At 40.6% G+C, this 24,659-nt stretch carries 25 protein-coding genes; 1 reads left to right on the forward strand and 24 read right to left on the reverse strand.

Annotated features, from left to right (window positions below; all coding sequences use genetic code 11):
• Positions 1 to 121: 121 nt before the first annotated feature.
• The 5 genes from bhn_RS13885 to bhn_RS13905 form a co-directional block, all read right to left on the reverse strand.
• Positions 122 to 817, reverse strand: coding sequence for an L-ribulose-5-phosphate 4-epimerase (locus bhn_RS13885; RefSeq protein ID WP_071177250.1), 696 nt, complete (start codon positions 815 to 817; stop codon positions 122 to 124).
• Between the two features lie 21 nt (positions 818 to 838).
• Positions 839 to 2,434 carry a xylulokinase gene (locus bhn_RS13890; protein WP_330393220.1) on the reverse strand — a complete coding sequence of 532 codons (1,596 nt, stop codon included), beginning with the start codon at positions 2,432 to 2,434 and terminating at the stop codon, positions 839 to 841.
• Positions 2,421 to 3,533 (reverse strand): GntR family transcriptional regulator, encoded by a 1,113-nt coding sequence (locus bhn_RS13895; RefSeq protein ID WP_083386011.1) that lies wholly within the window; start codon positions 3,531 to 3,533, stop codon positions 2,421 to 2,423. The genes bhn_RS13890 and bhn_RS13895 overlap by 14 nt, the downstream gene beginning before the upstream one ends.
• Before the next feature lie 147 nt (positions 3,534 to 3,680).
• Positions 3,681 to 4,520 carry a DNA-3-methyladenine glycosylase family protein gene (locus bhn_RS13900; protein ID WP_071177253.1) on the reverse strand — a complete coding sequence of 280 codons (840 nt, stop codon included), beginning with the start codon at positions 4,518 to 4,520 and terminating at the stop codon, positions 3,681 to 3,683.
• Complete coding sequence (locus bhn_RS13905) at positions 4,517 to 4,975, reverse strand: restriction endonuclease (RefSeq protein WP_071177254.1); 459 nt, start codon at positions 4,973 to 4,975, stop codon at positions 4,517 to 4,519. The genes bhn_RS13900 and bhn_RS13905 overlap by 4 nt, the downstream gene beginning before the upstream one ends.
• Before the next feature lie 123 nt (positions 4,976 to 5,098).
• Between bhn_RS13905 and bhn_RS13910 the strand changes: the two genes are divergently transcribed.
• Positions 5,099 to 6,187 (forward strand): PTS transporter subunit IIC, encoded by a 1,089-nt coding sequence (locus bhn_RS13910; protein ID WP_071177255.1) that lies wholly within the window; start codon positions 5,099 to 5,101, stop codon positions 6,185 to 6,187.
• Positions 6,188 to 6,229: 42 nt separating this feature from the next.
• Here bhn_RS13910 and bhn_RS13915 read toward each other — a convergent pair whose 3' ends face one another.
• The 19 genes from bhn_RS13915 to bhn_RS14000 form a co-directional block, all read right to left on the reverse strand.
• A complete protein-coding gene (locus tag bhn_RS13915) occupies positions 6,230 to 6,913 on the reverse strand; it encodes a DNA alkylation repair protein (protein WP_071177256.1) in 684 nt (227 codons plus the stop codon).
• Positions 6,914 to 6,949: 36 nt separating this feature from the next.
• Complete coding sequence (locus tag bhn_RS13920; RefSeq protein WP_022774247.1) at positions 6,950 to 7,384, reverse strand: helix-turn-helix domain-containing protein; 435 nt, start codon at positions 7,382 to 7,384, stop codon at positions 6,950 to 6,952.
• The gene (locus bhn_RS13925; protein ID WP_193399760.1) at positions 7,381 to 8,502 is read right to left on the reverse strand and encodes an acyltransferase family protein; all 1,122 of its coding nucleotides are present in this window, start codon (positions 8,500 to 8,502) and stop codon (positions 7,381 to 7,383) included. The genes bhn_RS13920 and bhn_RS13925 overlap by 4 nt, the downstream gene beginning before the upstream one ends.
• Positions 8,503 to 8,610: 108 nt before the next feature.
• Complete coding sequence (locus bhn_RS13930; protein ID WP_071177257.1) at positions 8,611 to 10,290, reverse strand: recombinase family protein; 1,680 nt, start codon at positions 10,288 to 10,290, stop codon at positions 8,611 to 8,613.
• 16 nt (positions 10,291 to 10,306) lie between these two features.
• Positions 10,307 to 11,377, reverse strand: coding sequence for an ORF6N domain-containing protein (locus bhn_RS13935; RefSeq protein WP_083386013.1), 1,071 nt, complete (start codon positions 11,375 to 11,377; stop codon positions 10,307 to 10,309).
• Between the two features lie 197 nt (positions 11,378 to 11,574).
• Entirely contained in the window at positions 11,575 to 11,928 is a 354-nt protein-coding gene (locus bhn_RS13940) for a helix-turn-helix domain-containing protein (protein WP_071177258.1), read from the reverse strand.
• A 54-nt stretch (positions 11,929 to 11,982) separates the two neighbouring features.
• Entirely contained in the window at positions 11,983 to 12,219 is a 237-nt protein-coding gene (locus bhn_RS13945) for a hypothetical protein (RefSeq protein WP_071177259.1), read from the reverse strand.
• Positions 12,213 to 12,659 carry a replication initiator protein A gene (locus bhn_RS13950; protein ID WP_071177260.1) on the reverse strand — a complete coding sequence of 149 codons (447 nt, stop codon included), beginning with the start codon at positions 12,657 to 12,659 and terminating at the stop codon, positions 12,213 to 12,215. Before bhn_RS13950 ends, bhn_RS13945 begins: the two co-directional genes overlap by 7 nt.
• Before the next feature lie 171 nt (positions 12,660 to 12,830).
• A complete protein-coding gene (locus tag bhn_RS13955; RefSeq protein ID WP_071177261.1) occupies positions 12,831 to 13,160 on the reverse strand; it encodes a plasmid mobilization protein in 330 nt (109 codons plus the stop codon).
• A 607-nt stretch (positions 13,161 to 13,767) separates the two neighbouring features.
• Entirely contained in the window at positions 13,768 to 14,847 is a 1,080-nt protein-coding gene (locus bhn_RS15975) for an NUDIX domain-containing protein (RefSeq protein ID WP_083386015.1), read from the reverse strand.
• Between the two features lie 116 nt (positions 14,848 to 14,963).
• Positions 14,964 to 15,134: an amidase gene (locus tag bhn_RS15505; RefSeq protein WP_236845935.1), complete on the reverse strand. Its 171-nt coding sequence runs from the start codon at positions 15,132 to 15,134 to the stop codon at positions 14,964 to 14,966.
• Positions 15,091 to 15,801 (reverse strand): MBL fold metallo-hydrolase, encoded by a 711-nt coding sequence (locus bhn_RS13965; RefSeq protein ID WP_071177262.1) that lies wholly within the window; start codon positions 15,799 to 15,801, stop codon positions 15,091 to 15,093. The genes bhn_RS15505 and bhn_RS13965 overlap by 44 nt, the downstream gene beginning before the upstream one ends.
• Before the next feature lie 27 nt (positions 15,802 to 15,828).
• A complete protein-coding gene (locus tag bhn_RS13970; RefSeq protein WP_071177263.1) occupies positions 15,829 to 16,503 on the reverse strand; it encodes an HAD family hydrolase in 675 nt (224 codons plus the stop codon).
• Between the two features lie 8 nt (positions 16,504 to 16,511).
• The gene (locus tag bhn_RS15510) at positions 16,512 to 17,825 is read right to left on the reverse strand and encodes a tyrosine-protein phosphatase (RefSeq protein WP_083386020.1); all 1,314 of its coding nucleotides are present in this window, start codon (positions 17,823 to 17,825) and stop codon (positions 16,512 to 16,514) included.
• 192 nt (positions 17,826 to 18,017) lie between these two features.
• Positions 18,018 to 19,514: a 23S rRNA (uracil(1939)-C(5))-methyltransferase RlmD gene (rlmD, locus tag bhn_RS13980; protein ID WP_071177264.1), complete on the reverse strand. Its 1,497-nt coding sequence runs from the start codon at positions 19,512 to 19,514 to the stop codon at positions 18,018 to 18,020.
• Positions 19,515 to 19,529: 15 nt separating this feature from the next.
• Positions 19,530 to 20,024: a tRNA (uridine(34)/cytosine(34)/5-carboxymethylaminomethyluridine(34)-2'-O)-methyltransferase TrmL gene (gene trmL, locus bhn_RS13985; RefSeq protein ID WP_071177265.1), complete on the reverse strand. Its 495-nt coding sequence runs from the start codon at positions 20,022 to 20,024 to the stop codon at positions 19,530 to 19,532.
• A 26-nt stretch (positions 20,025 to 20,050) separates the two neighbouring features.
• The gene (locus bhn_RS13990) at positions 20,051 to 21,487 is read right to left on the reverse strand and encodes a HAMP domain-containing sensor histidine kinase (protein WP_071177266.1); all 1,437 of its coding nucleotides are present in this window, start codon (positions 21,485 to 21,487) and stop codon (positions 20,051 to 20,053) included.
• Entirely contained in the window at positions 21,488 to 22,189 is a 702-nt protein-coding gene (locus bhn_RS13995) for a response regulator transcription factor (RefSeq protein WP_071177267.1), read from the reverse strand.
• A 16-nt stretch (positions 22,190 to 22,205) separates the two neighbouring features.
• Complete coding sequence (locus bhn_RS14000) at positions 22,206 to 24,605, reverse strand: endonuclease MutS2 (protein WP_071177268.1); 2,400 nt, start codon at positions 24,603 to 24,605, stop codon at positions 22,206 to 22,208.
• Between the last annotated feature and the right edge of the window lie 54 nt (positions 24,606 to 24,659).

Consider the following 24,659-nt stretch of genomic DNA (forward strand, 5'->3'; position numbering starts at 1 on the left):
AATATGAGTCTATCGTATTTTTTGCCGAACTTTTCCTAAATGATGCTAAATAAAGTTCTGCTCTCGCTTCGCTCGACAGAACAAAGTAGTACTCTAAGCTCGAAAAGACCTCGCTAAGAGATTACTTTTGACCATAATATGCATTGGCACCGTGCTTGCGGTAGTAGTGCTTGTCCTGAAGCTCCTGAGGAGCTGGCTTAACATCTGGATTAATGACTTCGCATCTGTATGCCATCTTAGCAACTTCCTCTGTGACAACGGCGTTGTGTACTGCTTCATGTGCATCCTTGCCCCAGGTAAATACACCGTGGTTCTTGCAAAGAACTGCAGGAACAGCCACAGGATCTTTTTCCATCCTGTTAAACTCGTTGACAATGAGGTGGCCTGTATTCTCTTCATAAGCTGACTCTATCTCATCCTTTGTAAGACATCTTACGCATGGAATCTCACCATAGAAATAATCTGCATGAGTTGTGCCATAGCAAGGAATGCTTCTTCCTGCCTGCGCCCAGCTTGTTGCATAGGATGAATGAGTGTGAACTACGCCGCCGACTTCCTTAAATGCCTTGTAGATCTCAACATGAGTTGGAGTATCTGATGAAGGATTGAGCTTTCCTTCTACCTTGTTACCATTAAGGTCCATAACAACCATATCATCCGGAGTCATTGTATCGTAGTCAACGCCGCTTGGCTTGATCACGAAAAGTCCACTCTCTCTATCAATGGCACTTACATTTCCCCAAGTAAAAGTAACAAGACCATACTTTGGAAGTAAGATATTCGCTTCATAAACTTTTTTCTTTAATTCTTCTAACATATTAAATACCTCGCTAAGTGATTACTTAATACTATCAACAGCTGCCTTCTCAATTGCAAGACCAGCGTTGTAATCCTTCATGAATTCATTAAATCCTGCTACATCTGCAGCTACAGGTTCACAAGTCTCAACCTTACCGCTTGCAAATACCTTGTCAGAAAGATATTTCTCTAAAGTCTCGCCCTCAGCCTTCTGCATCATATATCCAGCAAGAATTGCCTGTCCCCAAGGACCGCCCTCTCCAGCTGTCTCCATGAGCTTAATTGGTGTATCAAGAGCTGCTGCCATAACTCTGTCACCAACTCCTCTGATCTTGAAGAAACCACCCTGACCAAAGAAGAAATCAGCCTTAACATTTTCTTCCTTCATAAGAATATCATTACCAACCTTAAGCGCTCCAAGAGCTGTGTAAAGATGTGTTCTCATAAAGTTTGAAAGATTGAACTTAGCATCTGGTCTTCTTGCGAAAAGAGGTCTTCCTTCGTTGAAACCAGTAATACTCTCACCTGAGAAATAGTTATATGCAAGAAGTCCGCCGCAATCTGCGTCACCTTCCATTGCCTTTCTGTAAAGAGTTCCATAAAGTGTGTCATCATCAACATCCTTGCCGATGGCACCAGCAAATTCTCTAAAGAGGCCAACCCACGCATTAAGATCTGATGTACAGTTGTTGCAGTGAACCATTGCAACCTCTTCACCTGATGGTGTTGTAACAAGGTCAAGCTCTGGATAAGCCTTTGAAAGACTGTGCTCAAGAACTACCATTGAGAATACTGATGTACCAGCTGAGATATTACCTGTTCTAACGCCTACTGAGTTAGTAGCAACCATACCTGTGCCAGCATCACCTTCTGGAGGACATACTGGAATACCAGCCTTTAACTTTCCGCTAGGATCAAGCTTCTTGGCACCTTCTGCAGTAAGTTCGCCAGCTCTTGCACCAGCTGGAAGTGACTTAGGAAGGATGTCCTCAAGCTTCCATGAAAGGTTCTTGTCAGCAATAAGCTCGTCAAACTGCTGAACCATCTTCTGGTTGTAATCGCAAGTCTTTGAATCAATAGGGAACATTCCTGAAGCATCGCCTACGCCCAGAACCTTCTCCCCAGTAAGCTGCCAGTGAATGTAACCAGCAAGTGTTGTAAAGAAATCAACCTTAGAAACATGCTCTTCCTTATTAAGAATTGCCTGATACAAATGAGCAATGCTCCATCTCTGAGGAATATGATATCCAAAGAGATCAGTGAGCTTCTCAGAAGCTTCCTCTGTTATAGTGTTTCTCCATGTTCTAAATGGAGCAAGAAGTGTACCTTCCTTATCAAAAGCCATGTATCCATGCATCATAGCAGAAAATCCCATAGCTCCAACCGTCTCAAGTTCAACGCCATACTTAGCCTTTACATCCTCTGTAAGCTTAGCGTAGCAGTCCTGAAGGCCGCCCCAGATATCATCAAGTGTGTAAGTCCAGATACCATCCTCAAGTCTGTTCTCCCAACCATGAGAGCCAGAAGCGATTGGATTGTACTTTTCGTCTGTAAGAACCGCCTTGATTCTTGTTGAACCAAATTCGATTCCTAAAAATGTCTTTCCCTCAGCTATAAGCCCTTTAACTTCTCCCATAATAATCTCCATTTCCTCTCTTTTTATTTTCTTTTATCGAATCCCTAAGTATCACGTCCTCAGAAAATTCGTAAGTTGCATTAAACGTCACTTTCTGCTCATGTATGAGTCTTATCATATTCTGAGCAGCTTTTTCACCAAGCCTGTGCTTGGGATGAGGTATTGACGAGATCATAACTCCGTCAACGCCCATTCTCGCTATATCTGAATCATCCATTCCAATTACCGACATGTCATCAGGAAGTTTCAAGCCATCCTCCGACAGTATCTGCATCAGCATGCCAGCCACCTGATCGTTGTAGCAAAAGACAGCTGAACAGCCCTTAAGTCTTTCTTTTACCCTGGAAAGAGCTCTTGCTCCGTCCTTGATATCGATCGTGTCGATGAAGTTCACGTGGTCATAGGTGAAAGGAAGCCCAAACTCCGTCATAGCCCTAAGATACCCTCTGTATCTCTCGCGCCCCTGACCATCATCTAGCTTCAAGATACATCCTATATCTTTGTGCCCGGCATTTATCAGCGCCTTGACCGCCTTATAGGCACACTCTTCATCATTTATAGAAACGTGTGGAAGATCCAGCTCCGGATAGAAGCTGTTTATGAAAAGAACCTTTATCCCCCGATCAACTATCCTTTTGTACAAGTCCATGTTGGGATTTGGAAGTGCACTCTTTACCGGCTCCATGATGATACCGGCTATATCTTTTCTATCTAATACATCAAGGAGTATCTGTCTCTCCTTGTTGACCGTGTTGTTGGTAAAAGAGATCTGAATTGAATAACCTTTTTCACTAAGGGTACTCTCTATGCCCCTTATGGTGCTAGGAAAGATGTAATCATCAACGTAAGTTGTAACTACTGCCACAACTGACCTAAGACTGTCATCTGCCCTCTGATCAGCCACGTAAGTTCCGCTTCCCCTGCGGCTCTCCAAAAGGCCATCTCCAGCCATGACTTCAATAGCATGTCTAATGGTCTGCCTGCTAAGATCAAACATCTCGCACAGCTCATTCTCAGACGGAATCTTAGATCCAGGCTTAAGAGTTCCATTATCTATATTTGAATTTATCCATTCGATTACGCTCTCGTACTTAGCCAAAAGTTGTATTCTCCCCTAAAACTTGTATTATTTTTGCACTTTTGTCAGCAACTTACTAATCCAAGCATAATCATCATAAATTCACGAGTTTTTAAAATCAATCAGTAATATATACAAATTTATAAAGTTGTATATGTACAAATTTTCTTATTTGTCTTTTCCAAGTCCATCATTTCTGGAATAGAAAAAGAGATACTGCTGCATCACGCCGTTGTATGGCGCGTATCCTTCAAAATCAAAGCCCTTTGGATACTTGGTTTCAAGCACTCTGTTGATCCATACATCTTTTGGAAAAGCATCAAGCCTGTGATATCCAAACAAGATCTCGCAGTTAGCAACCTTAACTCCAACTCCAAAAAGCTTTAAAAGTTCTTCCATAAGCTCCTCATCAGATAGCTTATCCCAAGAAGAAAGATCCACTAGACCACTTGCCACATCTTCTGCTGCCTTTTTTACATACTTATCTCTGTAGCCTAGACTACAGCTACTAAGCTTATCAAGAGAAAGAGCTGCTAATTTCTCCGGTGTTGGAAAAGAATATATCTTTCCCACTCTTTCATCTTCTACTATAAGGTCTCCAGCCATGGCGCAGAGCTTCTCAATAGATGCCTTGATAGCAGGAATATTTTTTCTCTGAGAGATGATAAAAGAAATAAGCATCTCCCATGGGTCCTGTCTAAGAATCCTGATGCCCTTGCCATACTCAGATGCATTATATAAATAGATGTCCTTCTTTTTACTAATGCGTCCTCTGATGTCAGCATAGCTTAGCTCAAGGTCAAAATAGCTCTTCCAAAAGCCATCGAATTCTTTTTTATCACAGCTAAATTCGTACTCGCAATTTCCAAGCTCTTTTACAAATACATGCTTATCTAGTGCTGCCACGCTAAAAGTCCCTGCCTCTGTTTCACACTCATTGAACCTGAAACACTGACCACTTTCTGCAATTTTCTTTAGATCAAAATCATCTTTTATAGTAATTTTCATTTTGTTCTTCCTTTTTGGATATCCATTCCATCTACGTAGCCTCTGTCCCATAGCATGATGTTAAGCTTCTGAGCAAGCTCCACCGCAGGCTGGGTAAAATACTGGTTGGTCATGACAACGCCCACCATTCTGCCATAGTAATCTCTTCCGGCATATATCTCCTGAACCGCCTTGACTCCTATGGGCTTATCATAGCATTTGCACTGAAATGCGTATGTAATGCCATCCTTCTCTGCCAGAATGTCTGCCCCAAAGTCGCCACTGCCTTTCGTAACCTCAACCTCCAGAAAGCCATTGTCCTTTAAAAGGTCTGCGCAGTAGTATTCAAAGTCGTGCCCCTCCATCTCATCCATTGGAAGAGGGCGAAGTCTACGCCTTTTTATCAAAAGAAATATGATCATCGATAGCAGTATGGCTGCCACAATTATTGAAACTATTATCAGTTGTTCTTTCATTTTTGTACCTTTATCCTTGCAAAAGTGCTCTCAGCCCTTAATATTACTATAGTTATCTATTATAGGATATAGTATAATCGTGAAGATGTGTAGTAAAAATACATGTATTTACAGGGAGAAAATATGGAAAAGGTAAAGGAATTCTTAAAACGAAAAGACATCGAAATCTCACTTAAGCGCTACGGTATTGATGCGCTTGGAGCAATGGCTCAGGGACTTTTCTGCTCACTGCTCATTGGAACTATCATCGACACAGTCGGTAAACAGTTCAACATACCATTTTTATTAAGCACAGTAGCCACTATCGCCGGTAAAGAATACACCGTCGGCGGACTTGCATCTGCAATGAGCGGACCTGCCATGGCTACAGCTATTGGTTTTGCACTTAAGTGCCCACCACTTGTACTTTTTTCAATGATCACTGTTGGATTTGCTGCTAACGCCCTTGGCGGAGCAGGCGGTCCTCTGGCAGTTCTCTTTGTCGCTATTCTTGCAGCAGAATTTGGTAAGGCTGTGTCAAAAGAGACAAAGATAGATATCTTAGTTACTCCACTCGTTACTATCGCAACTGGAATATTCTTCTCTTGGCTGATCGCGCCTCCACTTGGACAGCTTGCAATGTGGCTCGGAGATGTCATTATGAAGGCAACAGAACTTCAGCCATTCTTCATGGGAATTGCTGTTTCAGTTCTTGTGGGCGTAGCCCTCACACTTCCAATCTCTTCTGCAGCTATCTGCGCAGCCTTTGGATTAGTAGGACTTGCTGGCGGAGCGGCTGTAGCAGGTTGCTGTGCTCAGATGGTTGGCTTTGCAGTTATCTCATTTAAGGAAAACAAATGGGGCGGCCTAGTATCACAGGGCCTTGGAACATCAATGCTCCAGATGGGTAATATCATCAAGAACCCTCGCATCTGGATCGCACCTACACTTGCTTCTGCAATCACTGGACCTATTGCAACATGTCTCTTTAAGCTTGAGATGAACGGAGCTCCTGTTTCATCAGGTATGGGTACTTGCGGACTTGTAGGCCCTATCGGTGTTTACACAGGATGGGTAAACGGCGTACTTGATGGTACTAAGAGTGCTATCACAGCCTTTGACTGGATCGGACTTCTTATGGTATGTATCATTCTTCCAGCAATCTTCTCACTTGTGATCAACGCAGGTGTCAAGAAGCTTGGCTGGGTAAAAGAAGGAGATATGGCACTCTGACACAAAGTACAAAATAAAGCACAGCGCTCAGCGCTGTGCTTTTTACTTCACTTTTTGCGTTCTCAAATACTCTTTTTGTTCTGCTGTTAGTCTATAACTTTCAATAGCCTTCTGTATTGTCTTATTGTGAACCCACTTATCAAGTTTCTTTTCCTGGATATAAGGCAAGGCCTTCTCATACTGCTTGGCTAACGCTGTTGCAAAGTACCATGCAATCATCATGTTTATGTAGTATTCGTCTGACTTTATTTTTGATACAGCTTTAAGATACTTAGGATCAAAGTCTTCATCAAGAAAATGCTGCATCAGCATTCCTATGGCGAATCTTATGGTATAAGTTTCTTTTGACTTCATCCACTTTTCTATGTACTTTAGGAGCTCATTCTTATGCTTCTTGAAAACTTTTGGAGACATCTGATCACAGGTTGCCCAGTTATTTACATAGGGGAGGAACTTTTCGAGCTCTTCTATACACTTATCAAAATCTTTAATCTCTGAGATAATAAAGGCTTGAAGCTGATTCTCATCAAAGTACTTGTGAGGAAGGTCATTCAAGAACTCTTCAATACCTTCTCTTTTCACAAGCTCTTTTGCATACTTCCTAAGTTCTGGTGTACGCACACCTATAGCCTCAAACCCATCAACACCAGGAATGAGTCCACTCTGAAAATCTCTATATTTCTTGTCTTGTAATTCGAATAGTTTAGATTGAATTTCCGTAGTCATATATTTCATCTCCAATGGTCTGTTTTCTACATTCTTTTAGTCAGTTATACTTTCTTTCGCACTGTTGATAAGACCGAGAAGGCCCGTCTCCTTAATAAGAGCTATACCCTGGAATTCATCTCCGAGGACAATCAGATTGTCGCCTGTTTTAATATCGAAGATCTTTCTTGCTTTGGCAGGAATGACGATCTGACCCTTATCTCCCACTTTGACCATTCCAAAGATATGTTTTCCTTTCGGCGGTATAGCATATCCCAGGTTGTCCGAATCATTCTTTTCATATGAGATAAGGTCGTCCATGGATACACCAAAGAGGTCAGCCAGCATCTTACATCTCTTTATGTCCGGCAGCGACTCTCCGGTCTCATATTTTGAAAGCGTCTGTCTGGATACGCCTATCTTCTCTGCAATTTCCTCCTGTGACAGGTTATTAAGCTTTCTTAATTCCATAAGATTGTCTGCAAAACTCATACTTTCTTCTCCTTTTTTATTCCCAGAACACACCACCTTATGAAAGGTATGCGGCTCATGATTTCATACAGAAGGTAGGAGCCTGCGAATGCTGCTATTGCAACCAACAGATATACGATGACAGGGGCAAGGAACGGACATAATGTATGCAGATACCATCCGCTGACCGCTATCATCAGATAATGGAATACGTAGAGGCCCCATGATTTTCGGCACATCCACTTTGAGAAAGCATTCGTGAAATTTCCCCATTTTTTCATGAAGGCAAGTATACCGAGAGTTCCAAACCATGCGTATACATTGCACATGATTGTGTCCAGAACTACGTGATCCGGATAAGGCTGACCTTTATATAAAATCACAAAGGCTATGCAGGATGCGAAGGCAAGGATGCTTAATAACAGCCAGTTTTTACCAAGTCGATCCATCACGACCTCATGGGACAATACAAAGTAGCCGATCATAAAGCCCAGTCCGTAGATACCGAATCTGTATACCACAATTATCGGTGTGTTAAGTATCTGCGCCGCTCCATATACGGGTATAACAAGAAGTATAAGTGTCAAAAGATTTGCTTTACCACAGATATTATAGAATCTGTCTTTTTCAATCCTTCTGATCAGTACCAGTATCAGGCTGAAGAGCCAAAGCATCTGAATGTACCACAGAGGGCCTGAGCCACTGACTGCCATTATCAGGAAAAGGATTGGCCCCGGTACGTTGTTCATGGAATTAAATGCACCAGACATCAGCATGTTGTAATAGCCAAGAATCCAGCCGAAAACCAGAAGGCCGATTGTTGATGGTACAAGATACTTTCTCGTCCTTACGCTGATAAATTCCTTTTCTGTTCGTTTAATTAGTTCATAGCGGGCTGACATGCCGGATACCACAAACAGAAGTAACATGAACCAAGGATATACAATGTACTGATATATATCCTGGGGCTGATGTTTACTGAAAGGTCCGATGATGCCATGTTGTGTTACGCCGTTGAATATGTAGATTACATGATAAATGACAACCAGCACTACTGTTATCCAGCGAATATTATCTAAGTACACCTTCCTCATATTTCTACCACCTTTGCCAAATATTTTAACATTTTTCTCAATCATAAAAAAGTAAGCTCCACCTGTCTACCAAGCGAAGCTTACATGTTTTGCTATTTTTTGTTAAATTTGGTTGCGAACGCATAGACCGTTGTAATCTTCTCACAAAGTGCTTTAGCACTTTGTGAGAAGAACAACGGTCTCAACATGGTCATCTTTGTCCAAACCAATAGATATGTCCTCCGTGATAAGAGGAAGTCTGAACTTAACCGACTTTATCCATTGCCCTTCCGGTGTCTTGTCCTCATAAATGTTAACCTCACTGATAATCTGTTCTATAAAGTCTCTTCTTTCCTGTTGATCCATCTTATCAATATACTTATCAATATAGATGATCGCCTTATAAACATTATCTACAGACATTTTATCAGCAATAACGGTCTTTCTTTTTGCTCTTGCATCCATGATAAGATTCTCGAGTTCTTCAATCTTATCATAAATCTTGTAAAGACTGTTCTCCAGGTCAGCTTTTCTTCTGGTGTAATGCTTATCATCAACATCAAGATTATCAATGTCATTTAAAATGACATCTCTCTTACTATTGCATTGTCTGAGCCTCTTACCTAGCGTCTCGATTTCCTTATCCAGCTCCGATACATCAACTTTTGTGTTAATAAGCTTTTTCAAATTTGACGCAACTTTCTTGTTCTGAACCATTTCGGATATAATCTCTAAAACTGCACTATCAAGGGTTTCCTCATTAACCTGCTTCTTGTAATCACACTTATATCCGCGGTCTTTACGCCGATGCTTGCATCCATAGTAATAAAAATGCTTGTAAAAAGAGCCGTCGTTTTTACGTTTAGTACATTTATTAGCATACATACCGGCACCACATATAGGGCATTTTACTATACCGGAAAGAAGATGTATTGTTTCATCCTCCACGCGGTTATGGCGCTTGTATTTCTCTGCATTTCCTTCACGAATGATCTGCGCCTGCTCCCATACTTCATCAGTTACAAGTGCCTCATGCTTGCCGTCAACAAGGATATAGTCATCATGGTTTACCAGATGATACTCATTTCTCGTACCATGGACTTTTTCCATCCTTCTTCTGCCATAAGCTATCTTTCCACAATAAACAGGATTCTTTATTATTCTTTTTATCAGCGCTGCATTAAAAAGCGGACTTTTCCCATTTTGCCTGGGCATCTTGTTTATTCCATGATTATCCAGATACCTGGCAATTCCTGATGCACCCATTCCATGATTTACATTAAGATCAAAAATAGTTCTAATAGCAACCGCTTCTTCCTCATTGATCACAAGAGCACCATCCACAAGCTTATAGCCATATGGTGCAAAGCCGCCATTCCATTTACCCTCACGGGCCTTCTGCATACGGCCTTCCATGGTCTGAACACGAATGTTCTCACGTTCAATCTCTGCCACAGCAGAAAGAACCGATATCATGAGCTTGCCTGCATCCTTTGAGGAATCGATTCCATCTTCTACACATATCAGATTAACATCATAATCCTGCATTGTTTGTAATGAGCTAAGCGTATCAGCTGCATTCCTTCCGAAGCGTGAAAGCTTAAATACAAGAACAAAAGAAACGTTATCTTTGCCAGATTTTATATCATCCATCATGCGACCAAATTCTATTCTGTTCTCAATGGATTTTCCTGAAATACCTGCATCCTCATATTCACCGGCAATCTCGTAGTCGTTATATTCACAGAAAGCTTTCATTTTGGCCTTTTGAGCATCAAGAGAATATCCATCTACCTGAATTGTGGTGGATACACGAGTGTAGAGATATACTTTAATCTTATCTTTTTTCTTCATTAACTCACCTTACCTATCACGGAAGCTTAAGCGCCGGATTCCCCAATAAAGACTGCACAACCGGTTTATATTTCTGAATTCCAAAATCTTCGACTATACTTGTTATTCTTGCTCCTGCATCTTTAGAAGAGGCTCCACAAAGGAATACTCTTTCATCCTTGGTCCCATAATCCAGTACTATAAACCTGTCATGAAAGATGCCTCCTGTCTTTTGAAGAGAAATCTTTAGGCCCGGGTATTCCTTGCAAAAATCCTTAAATTCGATGTTGTGCAACTTATTTACACCCACATTATCACTGAAAACCTTGATATCAACACCAGGCGCAGCATTCTTCAGTAATACCAGTGTGCGAAGCCCAATATAGTTATCCACAAGATATATCGTTTTCTTTGCCTGACCATAGATAGAAGAATATGCCACATCAGCACTGGAATACTTTGTATTAAACATGAGCCAGCCATTGTCTTCATCATTTACAAAGCTGTTCATCATGTCTGCCAGATCAGATTTAGTCACAACCTCACCAAGCTGATCCATAACATCAGACATCTGCTTCTCAACAGATCCGAGATCCATGCGGAGCTTCTTGATTTCAAAAGCGTTCTCAGAAGTCTGCATTGAAAGCTGCATAACCTCGCGTTGGCCGATAAGTCTTTGATTACTAATAATGCAATCCTTCATAATTTTAAAAGTACGCACAAGAGCCTTGCTTTGCTTCGTTGCAAGTTCACCCTTCAAAACTGTCATAAGCATATACAACCCTTGCTCTGTAAAGACATGAGGATTATATCTGCTCTTTGCACTGATATTTGCGGTCGGAAATTTCGTCCGCAAATCTTCCGTTTCTTCTTCAGTAAGTTCAAACATAAAATCCGAATCAAACTTAACTATATTATTACGCACCTGCTCATTGAATCGTTTATTACTATATCCATATATCTCAGCCAAATCAGTATCCAGCATCACCTTACGCCCTCTAATATCATACAGTCGCTCCCTTAAGTATTGCTCAGTAACCTCTATCACAGCTATCTCTGATTTTTCCAGTTCAGCATTTCTCAGTTCGTTTTTCGTCTTTTGAGCCATAATTGTCCTTTCACAATTTGCGGTCGAAAAAATCGTCCGCAAAACATATATTATTTTTTTCACTCTAAACGTCTCAACACACGGCCAATCCCAAGCCTGCGAATATTGGTGTTTTTATATTATTCAAGGTGATTTTTTTGCACCTTGAAGGCTCGACATTGTCAATGCGCTTGAAGTCGAAAAAATCGACATCAAGTTCAGATATTCTCCAGATCCTCCAGCTTTTTAAGAGTCTTCAGATACGCCAGAACTCTCTTTTGCTGTTCCTCTCCAAGCTCATGGTATTCAACAAGAATCTCTTTATCCTCGAAACTAACTTCCATATCAGTATGTCTGGTATAGTCATCATCTATGCCCTTACCGGTAAGGAGCTGCTCGGGTGTTATATCAAGAGCATTGCAGATATCCATTATCTTATCGGCAGATGGATTGGTCTTTTTGGTTTTCCAATCACTGACGGTACTTCTTGAAAGACCAACCATCTTACAGAATGATGCCTGTGAAATTTCTCTTTCCTTAAGTATTTGGAATATTCTCTCGCTTATAGTCATACATCCTCCGTATATACGAATATATTATAATTCGCCACTACGGTTATGATATCATCACGCAAAAGTATATTCAATGGAATTATTATCTTTCTCATTGAGCAGTTTCTGCACTTCTCTGATATAAACTCTGTACTGCTTTTTTATTTCCTTCTGAGTCAGGAACGCATCCGGATCAGGAAGATCTTCCAGTTTTACATCATCAGCATATTTTGCAAAAATTCCTGCAAGAAATTCTGCAAAGCCAGCCATTTCACCACTTTCATCCATAGTCACGACTTTGTTATTCAGCATGCACTTTCCTCCCCTAAGTGATAATTCCTATCTTCCTTGATCTTGATAGAGGCCTTAGAAGCAAACGGTTTCCAATTTACATTACTTGCTCGAAGCAGATCATAAACATAAATCTTATTAGGTCTCCCTAGCCCGATATGTCTTCTTAGAATCAGCTCATAGTGCTCCAGCTCTTTAAGTAGTTCATTTATCTTTTTATTTCCCAAATGCATAAGCCTCATCATCTCTTCGATAGTGAAATAGATAAATACACAGCCGTATTCATCTCGCCAGTCTTCTCCATTGATTCTTGAAAGGCACAACCTGTCAAGAAGAAGCATGTACAATATCTTTGCTTCACATGTCATTTCTTTAAAATTAGAATCCTCAAATAGCTTCTTAGGTAACCTGTAAAAAAGTCTCGTATCTTCATAAATCTCTCTAAAACTCTTATCTCCCATTTGTTTAATCCTTTCTTTTTTCAATTCTTAAAAATATAAATACTAGTTGCGTTATTTCGAATTCGGTATAATTTGCGCAAGCAGGGCATCGGTATATACCGGATGCATTTTTGCTTGTTGGGGAGTATGCCCCAAGCCCTCAGAACCTCGCTTTGCTCGGAGCAGTTAAAGCTATATTTTTGCAAGTTTCCGCATAATTCCTTTTAGCAATTGGCATAACTCCTCCTGGCCTTCCTGTATGTCTTTAATATCATTCAGGTAAATGCTGCCGGTTTCATTTGCTTTTTTTGCATATTGGTTGATGTTGTTGGAAGTTATCCGAAATAGTCTTATAACCTCATTTAGTTCGCTAAGGTCCAGACGTATCACATAACCATCGATAGCCATTTTTCGAATATAAGCTGACATATTTATAATGCCTGCTTCCTTCATCCTACTTTTTATCAGCTCCCTCTCGTTTGGCTTTAGCTTAATATAAATACCATCTACATATTCTTTCATTTATTCCTTCCTCCTCTCAGGCATAGAAAAAGCGCCATACCTACAGTCTTTTTCTGACTATAAGTCGGCGCCTATAAAAATGTTTTCAATTGGTAGTGTTCCTATCCTCATCCCATCCATATCTCCTGATAAGATAAGATTAGTTTAATTAATTTCAGTTTTGTTATACTCAGTCTTATTACGTTGTCTTTTAAACACTTCTAGACTTGTCCATTGGACATTTCCAGAATTCTGTTTTTCAGACTTCTAGCATGTCCATATCGGAACACAGTAGTCTGTTTTAGACACGCAGTACCAAGTTATCCACAATTACTATGGTCCCCTCATAAGCGTAAGTCCTCCCTTATTTTTGTTAGATTTCCATAAATAGATTTGGTGATTATTACAATGAAAAATCGGGAAATTTTGCCCCATAGTTCACCCATGAAATAGCTTTTTTAAGTGAAATAACAAATTCGAAATTCTTTTGAAGCAATAAAAAAAGCCCAAACCACAAGGAGTTTGAGCTTTTAATCAATTTCTATTAAATTACCTTTTTCCGATTTTTGGGTATAATAAGCACGTCTCTAATATAGAATATGTGTTTGTTTTTGTCAAATATTTCATGCTAGTAAGGTTTATATTTTTCTTTATCAACAGCAACATATAAATCAATGCCCATCTTTTTCTCAAAATATTCTTTAAGATCAAGATTAGTCTGCCATTTATCCGGATCATATGAGCCGTAGCGGCTTTTAACATCGTTCATTCTATCAACGATGTCCATAACGCCTTCAGCACCTGCAATTGCGTCGCAGAGCTGGATGAGCTTATCATAATCATCCTGCACTGTTTTTTTTAGGTTAACACGAATCATTTCTGTGTCTTCTTCAGAAGCATCGAAGTTTCCTACGTAAGCCTCTATTTTATCCTGATTAAAAGAATGGGTGAGACAGATTCTGGCAACATCCTCATAACCTAGAGATAACATGTATTTATATCCTTCTGATACATGTCTTAAGTGAAATACACCAAACTTCCTACCTATATCATGAAGTAGGCCTAAAACATAAGCTTTGTCAGCATCCATTCCGCAGTGCATGGCTATCTTTTCTGCACAATGGGCAGTTACTCTGCTATGATCTACCCACTTTCCCGGGTTATCTTTTTGGGCATCAAGCAATAGCCTTTCTGCCTCATCTCTTGTTGGATACTTTCTCAAAAACTTTTTGCACATATCAAAATGCATTCCGGAGCAATTGTTTTCTCTGGCAATCACGTTTTCTATCTCATGGATTTTATACCACTTGTGGTCATCTACTTCATTAGATTCTGCAAAAGGTGCTTTTTTTACATATACGATGAAGCCTATCATAATAAGCCCCTTGGGCTCAAAATAATAGCTTGATACATACTGCCATTTTGTTACTATCTGTCCCGTCTCTTCCTTAACTTCCCTTGCCACTGCTTCCTCTATAGTTTCGCCTTCGACCATATATCCCGATACTACAGTCCATTTGTCTTCAGAAATATAGTTTTGCTTAAGAAGCAGGATCTCATTATACTCATTGACAACCAACACTTCTACAACAGGAAGTGGATTATTTCCGTATATTCTTTTACAAGACGGGCATATCTTGCATTCATCATCACCAAGTTTTATATCCTCCAATGCATGTCCACATTCAGCACAGTACTTGAATTTCATAAACATCCTCCAAATTTGATAATAATAGGTCCACATAGCACATGATAAAGGATGCCCTTAGGGCAGAGTCAAGATCATTATCTACACAACCATGGCACATGATTCTTGAACAAAACTCATACATTAAAAACCTCGTTTGTATCAATACACTTCGCAAATCTGCCAGGCCACATCATTTCATTATAGTATTTGTATGTAGGCTCAGCATCCATGTAATCATTATCACTGGTTGAATTGCAGTCCTTAGGTATGATGACTTTGTAACCTCTCTCCATAGAATCCGGCATAAGGGAACTTATATAGCTTGATCGGATTGCCAAAAAGTTCCATATCTTCGCCGTTAGCAGTTCCATCAATTATCGACTGTGCTCCATTAATAAGCTGTTCAATAAGGTCTGGGCTTACAGGGAAGCTTCCGTGAGATGGATACACTATGTCGAAGCGGTCTTTAAATTCCAAAATATGTATAAGACTCTTAACATAATCATTTATATTTCTCTGATTGCCAAACATGTAAATATTTCCATCCTGAATTGCATCTCCGCCTATCAGGACTCTGTCATTTACATCCAGTATTGCTATGCTGCCTGGAGTATGTCCTGGATTATCAATTATTTCAAGCAGTCGATTTCCAAGATCAATGGTGTCCCCTTCTTTTACCGGCACTATTCGGTCCACAAGCTCTGCGCCTTTCATGCTCAGATTTTCTCGTTCATCAAGATTCATGTAAAATTTGTCAAAAGAGCTGTTTCCTGATATATGATCTCTATCAGCGTGAGTATTTAAAAGCTCCAAAGGAAGTTCTGTAAGGGATTTAGCTATTTCTTTTGCATCCGGAGTATTCATGCCCGAGTCTATAAGAAGCGCTTTTTTCTCCCCAATCAAAATGAAAAATCTGACCATCCCGTCTTCTATTCTGTATGTCTTTTCATCGATTTTAATTATGTCTGCCATAGGAAACTCCTTTCTTTTGAACATGTATTAAAGATATTTCAAAATATCATTAGGCGCATATGCATGATTGAATTCATCAAGTTTATAGCAAGGAATATGTGGTTCAAAGGCAAGATCAGCAAAATACTGTGCCTGCAATGCTTTCATGCCAAGATCTCTTGCTGCAAATAGCTCTTTCGAACCACCATCACCGACATACAGACATTCACCTGCTGTAACTCCAAGTTCATCCATAGCTCTTTTATAAATCTCAGGATCCGGTTTGGTGATTCTCTGCTCATAGGAGAGCATTGCCACATCCAAATATGGGAAAATAGCACTTTCTCTGATAGCCTTTGCTTCATCAGAATAACAGTTGCTAATAAGTCCTATTTTTAGCCCCTTGTCTTTAAGCGTCTGTAAAAGAGCTATTGTTTCCTTGGGAGTTCGCTCAAAAATCCCCTCGAGGGTCTTTCTGCGCTTACCTGCTATCAACGTAACCGCATCTTCACTGTAACAGTCAAGCATCTCAAGAGTTCTTTTTATGCCTTCCTCGATTGTACAATTACCACTACTCCTGTCATGCTCTGTGATGTGCCACGCCTTTTTATACTCATCGATTTGAAGATTCATATCGTGAGCCATGTCCTCACTAAAATATGTATCACCGGAAAACATAGAAACAAGAGTCTCAAACATGTCGAATATCACTGCTTTAGTCATAATTTTCCTCATTTTGTAAGCTTCTCTTTTATCTTTTCCTGTTCATCACTGCCAATGCCTATTGCAGAAAAATACCCCTCTATTGTCCCGTGGCTCTCTTCTATCATTTTCATAAAATAAATCATATTATTTTCATTAGGGATCACAATATTCATATCAAGATCAGGGAAGTTTTTATGTATAAGTTCAAAGCGCTCTTTATTGTTTTCCTTGGTTCTCATATAATCATATACGATATCACTCTTTCTGACACCGCAGAGCCACAAAATAAGTGCACTGTTGACACCTGTTCTGTCTTTTCCCGCAGAACAGTTAAACATAACTCCCCAATTAGCATTTGCTATTGTCTTGAACACTTTACTTATGTTTTCAGAATGTGCGATTTTGTAATAACTCTCCGGAACCGCTTCTACGCTCTCTGGGATACCACTGCCTTCAGGAATAGGAATATCGTAATACTCAAAGCCTTCTACCCCTGCAAGGCCATGGGGCTTTTTCTCTTTTTCATCCAAAGATCTGGTATCGATTATGGTTGTAATGCCAGTGTTTTTCAAAAACTCTATATCTTTTTCAGATGGATAATTAGCAACGTCACTTCTTATAAGTCTTCCATACCTGGTATAGTTTTCTGTTCCATCTATTCTGTATCCGCCAAGATCCCTGGTGTTTAGCGTAGTCTCTAAAAGAGAGTAAGTTCTATTATCCCAAGCATTATCGTAGCTCTCAATAAGCTTCCCACCATTCATAAATGCATCCAGTTCTCTTATGCAGAGCTCAACTGCCTCGGAAATGTATTCATCAGCCATTTCTTTCGTAAAAAAGAAAATCTCTCCATCCACTTCTTTGAAATAGCCATACATAGAATCCATAAGCCATTTCACATCGAATGAGCAAAGATCATTTATGGGCTCACTATCAAAATTTACCGGAACGGTAATGTTGTTCTTCAAATTATACTTTTCAGCAACATAGAAATTTATAATGGAATAATCTTTGTGGAGTTTCTCGACATTACCTGGAATCATTGGATTCCAATAATACTTATCATAAACAAAATGCCTGTAACAGATATCCTGAACTAGATGAAGGTAATACCCAAGATATAAGTCATCCTGCCTCATCAGCTCTCCGAACTTATTTCTAAAGAATTCAAAATCATAAGACTTTTTATTGCGTCCCCAAATAAACTTGTTTACATGACCTGCTTTGCCTTTGCCCGCATCAGGAAGAATTGCCCCAAACTTAAGTCTATTCTCATCCTTGAAGGCATGGTGCTTAATAAGCTCGTTAGTAACAGCCAGATGTATAATGCTTGATGCCATTGTTTCCCCTTTATTCCCAATTATTCAAAACTTTTTTCTTCTGAAATATACTAATAATCATAACACGGAAGGCGCCAAAAACCTACATAATAGTCACATTTAAGCCTATTATTACAATGAAAAAAGAGGCACCTCAAAAATCTTGAAATGCCTCTTTTTTTCCACATTATAAATTTTGTCGTTATTACTACTTCACTTCTCCGGAGATACTTCAATCTCTACATGTTGCTTAGCGTCCTTGAGTTTGGACAATAAACATACCGTCTCAACATGCCCACTCCAGCTGAACATGTCGCAGGCTCTGACAGCCTTAAGCTCATAGCCGCCGTCAGCTAGTATCCTTAAGTCTCTTGCAAGAGTTGCAGAATCACAGCTTACATATACGATCCTGTCTGGCTGCATCTTGAGCATTGTTTCAAGGCACTTCTCATCGCAGCCCTTTCTAGGAGGATCCACAACAATGACATCTGGGTGAAGTGCTTCATTACTTGATACTCCATCGTAGCCGCCATTTTTGTAAAACTCTGGAAGTACTTCTTCTGCCTTACCACAGAAAAAGTCTGCATTTGAAAGACCATTTCTCTTGGCATTTCTTTTAGCATCTTCAATGGCATCAGGAATGATCTCTACACCAAATACATGTCCTGCTGTCTTGGCCATAGATAAGGTGATGGTTCCAATTCCGCAGTAGAGGTCCCAAACCGTTTCTTTTCCTGATAGACCAGCATAACTGATTGCCTGTTCATAGAGCTTCTGGGCCTGAACAGGATTAACCTGATAGAAGGAAAGAGGTGATATCTCAAAATCAAGGCCGCAAAGAGTGTCTGATATTGTGTCTCTTCCCCAGATTGTATGAATCTCGTAGCCCATGATGACATTTGTCTTCTCGGTATTGATGCTGACAGAGATACTTGTCATGCCCGGAATTTTACTGAGAGAATCCACAATTTTTTTCTGATTTGGAAAGTAATCCACATTTTTATCTTTTTTACCATCTCTGTAGTTGATAACCAGGCACACCATAATCTGCCCGCTGGTAAAGCCTTTTCTAATGAGCACGTGCCTTACAAGACCTTTTCCAGAAGCTTCATCATAAGCCTTGATCCCATTTTCTTCCATGTGTTTTAATACAATATCAAGGATAGCCTTATTTTCTTTTATACCAATATAGCAATCATCCACAGGTATGATACTGTGGGTTCTGCCTGCATAGTATCCGGCAACAAGTTTGCCACTTTTGTCAATTCCGATTGGGTACTGGGCTTTGTTCCTATATCTCCATGGCTCATCCATGCCGATAATAGGCTCAGTTATGCTATCGATAAAGTCTCCATCAAAGCCTCCAAGTCTTACGATATTGTTCCTTACTTTATTCTGCTTGAACTGAAGCTGTCTCTCATAGGTCATGTTCTGAAGCTGGCATCCGCCGCACTGCCTTGCGATAGGACACTTTGCTTCCTGTCTAAACTCTGAAGGCTCAATAACCTTTTCAAGATGGGCATAGGCATAGTTTTTCTTGGCCTTCATGATCTTGGCGCTTACTGTATCTCCAATTACCGCATCCTTAATAAAGAGGGTATAGCCGTCAATCTTGCCTATGCCCTCTCCGTCATTTCCTATATCTGTGATGTTTACTGTCAGAAGCTCATCTTTGCTGTACCTGACATCTTCTTTTTTCTTACTTCCCATTTATTCCTACCTGCATTACTCTTTCCAATGAAGCCTATGAAGCTCGCCCTCTGTCTCAAGTCCCTTGAATTCGTTCTGTCTAAGGGCTTCGTAGAGAACTATGGCAACTGAATTAGAAAGGTTTAAAGACCTGATATCATGTCCCATAGGAATTCTGATGCAGCTCTCTTCATTGTCCACCAGAATTTCCTCTGGAATTCCTGCGCTCTCCTTACCAAACATGATGTAGTCATCCATTCCAAAGCTAACATCTGTATATGAACGCTTTGCCTTGGTTGTAGCGTACCAAATCTTGGCTCCTGGGTGCTTTTCCTTGAAGTCCTCGTAGTCTATATATCTTGTGACATCGAGCTTTTCCCAGTAATCCATTCCGGCTCTCTTTATTTCTTTTTCATTGAGTCTGAATCCCAAAGGCTCGATAAGATGTAAACTTGTTCCTGTTGCCACACAGGTTCTTCCGATATTTCCAGTATTCTGTGGAATCTCAGGCTGATGTAAAACTATATGCATTCTTAAACTAACTTCCTTTATTACTATTATTCCTCATCATCAGCATCCATAACTGCTGACTTTGGAAGAGAAAAGATAAACTCTGTACCAACACCTGCTGTGCTGATAACGTTGATGTTCTCTTCGTGGGCCTTTATGATCTCTTTTACAATTGAAAGGCCAAGGCCTGTACCCTTCTTGTCCTTACCTCTTGAAAGATCCGACTTGTAGAATCTGTCAAAGATAAGCTTCTGGTCTTCTTTTGGAATTCCGATTCCGCTGTCCTTAACAGACACAAACACCTTGCTGTGCTTCTCTGTAGTCTCGATCTTGATTGATGAATCGTGATGGCTGAACTTGATGGCATTATCAACAAGGTTATAAAGAACCTGCTGAATCTTGTCTACGTCAGCATTTACCAGCATCTTGTCATCAGTAAGGACCAGCTCGATTGCAATCTTCTTGTTCCTGCAGGTGCCCTCAAAAGACTCTGCAACTTTCCTGATGACATGATTAATATCAAAATCAGATTTATCAAGAAGCATTCCCTTAGTGTTGAGGTTGTTAAGCGTCAAAAGCTCGTTGGTGAGCTTGGTAAGTCTGTCGGTCTCGTTAATGACAATTCCAAGGTATCTCTCATGCATCTCCTGAGGAATTGTTCCATCCTGCATTGCCACAAGATAGCCGCGGATAGATGTAAGGGGCGACCTGAAGTCGTGAGATACATTTGCAATGAACTTCTTTTGATCGTCCTCCTGCCTTGCAATCTCGCCTGCCATATATGACAGAGATGCCGCAAGATATCCCATCTCATCTTCTGATTCTACAGAGAACTCATAGGACATATTGCCGGCTGCGTACTGCTCTGTAGCCTTGGTGATCTTGCGAAGTGGTATATATACCAGCTCTGTGAAGAAGATCAGGATGATAAGAGACAGTAGGAAAAGAACTATCAGCATCAGGTAGGATATGTTAAGGAATTCATTGGCCTGCTCCTGAATATCAGAAACAGGTTCGTGAATAACTACATAAGCCTGAACCTTGTAATTGGCCGTTATAGGTGCAAATACACTTACCACATCTGAGTCAAAAGAGTCCCAGAAATTGCCGGTCGTGTAATATGAACCTCCAAGAACTGAAGGATCAAAGCCATTGATAACTATCTCATCCCCAGGCCCAAGATTTCTTGATGAATCAAGAACCAGTCTTCCTGATGGGTTTATTATCCATATGGGCTCATTATCCATATACTTGGACAATGTAACCATTTGAGTGTGTACTGTTTCAAGTGAAGTTTCACTGTTGTACAAATCTGCCGCATAGGTGTTGGCAATCTGCGTGGCAACCTGATACATGCTGTCTGTCTTATCTCTTCGTATGCGCTCATAGGTCATGCTATATACGAAAGTCGCAACCACTATAAAGCCAAAGACGGCAAACAAAAGGTACGCCAAGAGAAACTTCAGATAGAGAGTTCTCTTCATTTACTCCATTACCTCGAATTTGTATCCGATTCCCCAGATTGTAGCCAGTCTCCAACTTGCATGGTCATTTAACTTCTCACGAAGTCTCTTGATATGAACGTCGACTGTTCTAGTATCTCCAATGTATTCGTAGCCCCAGATCTGATCAAGGAGCTGCTCTCTTGTGAAAACATGGTTTGGTGATGCTGCAAGGAAATACAAAAGCTCCAGTTCCTTTGGTGGCATATCAACTCTCTCACCCATGTATGTAACAGAGTAGTTTGTCATGTTGATCTCAAGATCAGGATATCTTACAACCTTATCGTTAGATTCAGGTGCTTCCTGAGTCTGAGGCTTATATCTTCTAAGAACTGCCTTTACTCTAGCCACCAGCTCTTTTGAATCAAAAGGCTTCTCCATGTAGTCATCAGCACCCATCTCAAGGCCAAGAACCTTATCAAATACTTCGCCCTTGGCTGAAAGCATGATGATAGGCACCTGTGATCTTGTCCTTAACTCTCTGCAGACCTGATATCCATCAATACCAGGAAGCATCAGATCAAGGAGTACAAGATTTGGCTTAAATGTATCGAAAGTATTGATGGCAGTCTCACCATCGTTGCAGATTTTGGTCTCAAAACACTCTTTTACCAGATAAAGAGATATGAGCTCTGCGATATTGTTGTCATCATCTACAATTAATATCTTCTGCTTAGTTGCCATAATTTCCCCCAAAATATTATTTTATAAACGTTACTATTGTCACGCCTGCATCGCCTTCACCAAATTCTCCAAGCTTGAAGGACTTAACGTAAGGAACACCCTTAAGATACTGATGAACAGCCTGTCTGAGTATGCCTGCGCCCTTACCATGTACAACTCTTACATTGTTAAGGTGTGACATATAGGCGTCATCAAGGTATTTATCAAGTGCAGCAAGCGCATCATCTGAATTCTTGCCAATAAGATTGATCTCAGTCCTGATATTAGCTGACCTTGAAAGATCCATCTTGCCACCGCTACTACTGGTGTTTCTACCATAGAACTTCTTCATGGCAGCCTTGCCATCTTCATCCTGCACCAGCACAAGATCTCTGATATTGGCCTTGGTCCTCATGATACCGCACTGTACAAAGAGGTAACCATCCTTGTCAGGCTTGGAACTGATAGTTCCCTTAAGCCCCATAGACACGATCTTGACTGTTTCTCCAAGTTTAAGCTGAGACTCTTTGAGAATAGGATGTGTCTCCTTTGGCTTTTCAACCTTCTTGGAAATAGATTTATTCTTGTCAGAGATCTTCTGTCCAACGCTGGTCCTTGCTCTCTCCAGATCCTGCATTGTAGCATCAGGTCCCGCTTTTCTAAAGGTCCTGATAGTCTCATCAGCAACATCCTTAGCTTCCTGAAGGATATCTCTCGCCTCTTCATTGGCCTTTCTGATGATCTCATCCCTTTGTTTATCAAGCTTGTAGGTCTTTTCCTCAAGCTGAGTCTTAAGTTCTTCAACTTCCTTTTTGTACTGAGCTATCTCAAGGCTCTCGCTCTCGATAGTCTTACGGCTCTTCTCAAGGTCTGCAAGAAGATCCTCAAACTTTTTGTCCTCAGTTCCAATCTGCTCCTTGGCAGCTTCTATGATCCTGTCTGGAAGCCCAAGCTTGGAAGAGATCGCAAAGGCATTACTCTTTCCAGGAATTCCAATAAGGAGCTTGTAGGTTGGCTTAAGTGACTCAACGTCAAACTCACAGCTGGCATTCTTGATACCAGGTGTGTTGAGGGCATATACCTTAAGCTCGCTGTAGTGAGTTGTAGCCATTGTCCTTATCTTCCTCTCATGGAGGTCGTTAAGGATAGATATAGCAAGAGCTGCGCCCTCTGTAGGATCAGTTCCTGCGCCAAGCTCATCGAAAAGGCAAAGTGAATTCTCATCAGCCTTCTCAAGGATGCTGACGCAATTAGTCATATGTGATGAGAAAGTAGAAAGAGACTGCTCAATACTCTGCTCATCTCCAATATCTGCATAAACTTCTGTGAACACTGAAAGTTCTGACCTGTCACCTGCAGGGATTGCAAGACCAGCTTGTCCCATCAGGGTCAAAAGACCTACTGTCTTAAGAGTAACTGTCTTACCACCTGTGTTAGGTCCTGTGATGATCAGCATGTCAAAGTCGCGACCTGCGTATACATCGATAGGAACAACCTTGTCTTTATCAATAAGAGGATGTCTTCCCTTCTTGATATCAAAAGCATGCTGCTCGTTAAATACTGGTGTGATGGCATTTATCTCAAGTGCATATGAAGCCTTGGCAAATACAAAGTCAAGGTCAGTCATAATATCTGCGTTGTACTTGATAGAGTCTACGTGCTCAGCAACCTTGAGGCTGAGCTCAGCAAGGATTTTCTCGATCTCTGCTGTTTCCTGTAAGATCATTTCTCTTAACTTATTGTTGAGCTCAACAATTGCCTGAGGCTCAATGAAAAGTGTAGATCCTGATGATGACTGGTCATGAACAATACCATTTATCTGAGATTTATACTCAGCTCTTACAGGGATACAATATCTGTCACCACGCATGGTTACTACAGTATCCTGAAGGTAAGTTCTCATTGATCCGTTGATGATCTTGCCTAGCTGCTCGTGGATCCTGTCATTGGTCAGCATCATTCCGCGTCTGATATGCTTGAGGGCTGGGCTTGCATCAGAGCTCATCTCATCCTCTGAGATGATACATCTTCTGATCTCAGCTGATACAAAGGTAAGTGGCTCAAGCATCTCAAAAGATTCAGATAAAGAGTCTCTCTCCTCATCATCCCTTTGAGGTCTGCCGTAAGTCTTAACTCTGTTGACGTTATCAAGAAATGCTGCAAGCTTTAAAAGAGCTGCCATATCCAGCGCACTTCCGATCTTGAGTGCCTTTAATATTCCCTGAAAATCCTTATTGTCGCCAAAGTTTGTGCTACCTTTTTTAAAGATCCTTGAAATAGCATCCTTTGTTTTTTCCTGATTCTTTCTGATCTCTTTTATATCAGATGAAGGAACAAGCTCTCTGCAAAGTCTCTTACCTGGCTCTGAAGTCGCATGTTCTGTAAGTCTTTCAATAATCTTGCCGTATTCAAGTACGTGTAAAGCTTTCTGATTCATAATTATTTTCCTGTGTCTAAAGTTACATAATCATCCAAATTACAGTTTACCATC

The organism is Butyrivibrio hungatei (assembly GCF_001858005.1).
Lineage (GTDB): Bacteria > Bacillota > Clostridia > Lachnospirales > Lachnospiraceae > Butyrivibrio > Butyrivibrio hungatei.

Bases quoted from the DNA above. Each gene is read 5' to 3' on its own strand.
- bhn_RS15505 (WP_236845935.1), bottom strand. From the start codon at position 15,134: ATGCCGGATTCTATGGAGAGAGGTTACAAAGTCATCATACCTAAGGAC.
- bhn_RS13945 (WP_071177259.1), bottom strand. From the start codon at position 12,219: ATGCTGAATAACAAAGTCGTGACTATGGATGAAAGTGGTGAAATGGCT.
- bhn_RS13965 (WP_071177262.1), bottom strand. From the start codon at position 15,801: ATGGCAGACATAATTAAAATCGATGAAAAGACATACAGAATAGAAGAC.
- bhn_RS15975 (WP_083386015.1), bottom strand. From the start codon at position 14,847: ATGAAATTCAAGTACTGTGCTGAATGTGGACATGCATTGGAGGATATA.
- bhn_RS13900 (WP_071177253.1), bottom strand. From the start codon at position 4,520: ATGAAAATTACTATAAAAGATGATTTTGATCTAAAGAAAATTGCAGAA.
- bhn_RS13915 (WP_071177256.1), bottom strand. From the start codon at position 6,913: ATGACTACGGAAATTCAATCTAAACTATTCGAATTACAAGACAAGAAA.
- bhn_RS13925 (WP_193399760.1), bottom strand. From the start codon at position 8,502: ATGATTGAGAAAAATGTTAAAATATTTGGCAAAGGTGGTAGAAATATG.
- bhn_RS13940 (WP_071177258.1), bottom strand. From the start codon at position 11,928: ATGACTATAAGCGAGAGAATATTCCAAATACTTAAGGAAAGAGAAATT.
- bhn_RS13905 (WP_071177254.1), bottom strand. From the start codon at position 4,975: ATGAAAGAACAACTGATAATAGTTTCAATAATTGTGGCAGCCATACTG.
- trmL (WP_071177265.1), bottom strand. From the start codon at position 20,024: ATGCATATAGTTTTACATCAGCCTGAGATTCCACAGAATACTGGAAAT.
- bhn_RS13910 (WP_071177255.1), top strand. From the start codon at position 5,099: ATGGAAAAGGTAAAGGAATTCTTAAAACGAAAAGACATCGAAATCTCA.
- bhn_RS13990 (WP_071177266.1), bottom strand. From the start codon at position 21,487: ATGAAGAGAACTCTCTATCTGAAGTTTCTCTTGGCGTACCTTTTGTTT.
- bhn_RS13930 (WP_071177257.1), bottom strand. From the start codon at position 10,290: ATGAAGAAAAAAGATAAGATTAAAGTATATCTCTACACTCGTGTATCC.
- bhn_RS13970 (WP_071177263.1), bottom strand. From the start codon at position 16,503: ATGACTAAAGCAGTGATATTCGACATGTTTGAGACTCTTGTTTCTATG.
- bhn_RS13920 (WP_022774247.1), bottom strand. From the start codon at position 7,384: ATGAGTTTTGCAGACAATCTTATGGAATTAAGAAAGCTTAATAACCTG.
- bhn_RS15510 (WP_083386020.1), bottom strand. From the start codon at position 17,825: ATGGCATCAAGCATTATACATCTGGCTGTTACTAACGAGCTTATTAAG.
- bhn_RS13890 (WP_330393220.1), bottom strand. From the start codon at position 2,434: ATGGGAGAAGTTAAAGGGCTTATAGCTGAGGGAAAGACATTTTTAGGA.
- bhn_RS13995 (WP_071177267.1), bottom strand. From the start codon at position 22,189: ATGGCAACTAAGCAGAAGATATTAATTGTAGATGATGACAACAATATC.
- bhn_RS13955 (WP_071177261.1), bottom strand. From the start codon at position 13,160: ATGAAAGAATATGTAGATGGTATTTATATTAAGCTAAAGCCAAACGAG.
- bhn_RS13935 (WP_083386013.1), bottom strand. From the start codon at position 11,377: ATGGCTCAAAAGACGAAAAACGAACTGAGAAATGCTGAACTGGAAAAA.
- bhn_RS13950 (WP_071177260.1), bottom strand. From the start codon at position 12,659: ATGGGAGATAAGAGTTTTAGAGAGATTTATGAAGATACGAGACTTTTT.
- rlmD (WP_071177264.1), bottom strand. From the start codon at position 19,514: ATGGGAAGTAAGAAAAAAGAAGATGTCAGGTACAGCAAAGATGAGCTT.
- bhn_RS14000 (WP_071177268.1), bottom strand. From the start codon at position 24,605: ATGAATCAGAAAGCTTTACACGTACTTGAATACGGCAAGATTATTGAA.
- bhn_RS13885 (WP_071177250.1), bottom strand. From the start codon at position 817: ATGTTAGAAGAATTAAAGAAAAAAGTTTATGAAGCGAATATCTTACTT.